Genomic DNA, 1,588 nt, shown 5'->3' with positions numbered 1-1,588 from the left:
AGATTTGAGTCGATGAAGTTCCCTTTAAAAAGTGCTTAGAGACCGAAAACCCTGTTGATTAGACACACTTCACCCTGAGGCTGACCATAATAAAATGACGATGCTTGTCCTTTACGTAGTGCACGCATGACTTCAATACCTTTAATTGTGGCATAAGCCGTCTTCATAGATTTGAATCCTAATGTGGCTCTGATGATTCGCTTTAACTTACCATGATCACATTCAATGACATTATTTTTATACTTAATTTGCCTGTGCTCAATATCTACTGGACATTTTCCTTCTCGCTTTAATCGTGATAAAGCATGGCCATAGGTCGCTGCTTTATCTGTATTGATGACCCGTGGAATTTGCCATTTTTTCACCGTATTGAAGATCTTTCCTAGAAAACTATAGGCTGATTTACTGTTCCGTCTAGCGGAAAGGTAAAAGTCAATCGTATGACCACGTTGATCAACTGCGCGATACAGGTAAGTCCATCGCCCCTTCACTTTGATATAAGTCTCATCCATATGCCATGAATGTAAATCTGTAGGATTACGCCAATACCAGCGTAACCGTTTTTCCATTTCTGGAGCATAACGCTGAACCCAACGATAAATTGTACTGTGATCCACATTGATGCCTCGCTCAGCGAGCATTTCTTGAAGTTCACGATAGCTGATGCCATATTTACAATACCAACGAACAGCCCAAAGAATGATTTCACCTTGAAAGTGCCGACCGTGGAAGGGATTCATCTGCTGTATCTCGAAATAAATAAGATATTTAGCTTATCATGTCAGCCTATTTGCAACAGTGCCGAAATAAGGATCTAGTCGGAGACAATATGAAAGGTCACAAAGTCGGATATGTGAGAGTCAGCTCTGTTGACCAAAATATTGGACGTCAACTCGAGGGCGTCGAGGTCGACCGAGTTTTTGTTGATAAGGCCTCAGGAAAAAATACTGTCCGCCCCAAATTTCAGGAAATGCTGGGCTATGTTCGTGAAGGTGACATGATTGTTGTTCATTCCATGGATCGTTTCGCTCGTAGTCTGAAAGATTTAGTCACTGAAGTTGATCAGCTTGTAAAAAGAGGAGTTGCCATTCAATTTGTGAAAGAGAATATTACCTTCACAGCTCAGGCCACCCCGATGGATAATCTGATGTTACAGTTGATGGGAGCTTTTGCTCAATTTGAACGAGAGATTATTCTGGAACGTCAGAAAGAGGGAATTAAGATTGCAGCGGCTCAAGGGAAATATAAAGGTCGAGTCCATAAATTAAATCATGAGCAGGCTGAAGCTTTACGACAAGCATGGAAAGAGGGAAAATATCCATCTAAAGTTGATTTGGCAAAAGCATTTGGTATTAGTCGCCAAGCAGTTTATAGATATTTGCAACAGTGCCAAAAAGAGTGAAAGGCCAAAAAGTAGGGTATGTGCGAGTGAGTTCGGTCGATCAAAATACAGGTCGTCAACTTGAGGGAATTGAAGTCGACCGGATTTTTGTTGACCGTGCTTCTGGTAAAAATACCGACCGACCGAAATTTCAAGAAATGTTGAACTATGTCCGGGAAGGGGACAGGGTGATAGTACATTCCATGG

Annotated in this window: 3 protein-coding genes; 2 read left to right on the top strand and 1 reads right to left on the bottom strand. The window is 41.6% G+C overall.

The window, feature by feature from the left end; genetic code table 11:
• Nucleotides 1–35 precede the first annotated feature (35 nt).
• The gene (locus SE27_RS13095; protein WP_001067783.1) at nucleotides 36–740 is read right to left on the bottom strand and encodes an IS6-like element IS1008 family transposase; all 705 of its coding nucleotides are present in this window, start codon (nucleotides 738–740) and stop codon (nucleotides 36–38) included.
• A gap of 89 nt (nucleotides 741–829) precedes the next feature.
• Between SE27_RS13095 and SE27_RS13090 the strand changes: the two genes are divergently transcribed.
• Together SE27_RS13090 and SE27_RS14685 are read left to right on the top strand one after the other, a co-directional pair.
• On the top strand, nucleotides 830–1,402 hold the full coding sequence (locus SE27_RS13090) for a recombinase family protein (protein WP_039624343.1): 573 nt from the start codon (nucleotides 830–832) through the stop codon (nucleotides 1,400–1,402).
• Nucleotides 1,399–1,588: recombinase family protein (locus tag SE27_RS14685; RefSeq protein WP_455550020.1), on the top strand; the 190-nt coding region annotated here is incomplete at its 3' end. The genes SE27_RS13090 and SE27_RS14685, both read left to right, overlap by 4 nt.

The sequence above is a fragment of the Acinetobacter harbinensis genome (genome assembly GCF_000816495.1).
In the GTDB taxonomy this organism is placed as follows: Bacteria; Pseudomonadota; Gammaproteobacteria; order Pseudomonadales; family Moraxellaceae; genus Acinetobacter; species Acinetobacter harbinensis.
Note: the sequence above shows the minus strand (reverse complement) of the source record. Positions and strands in the feature narration are given on the sequence as shown.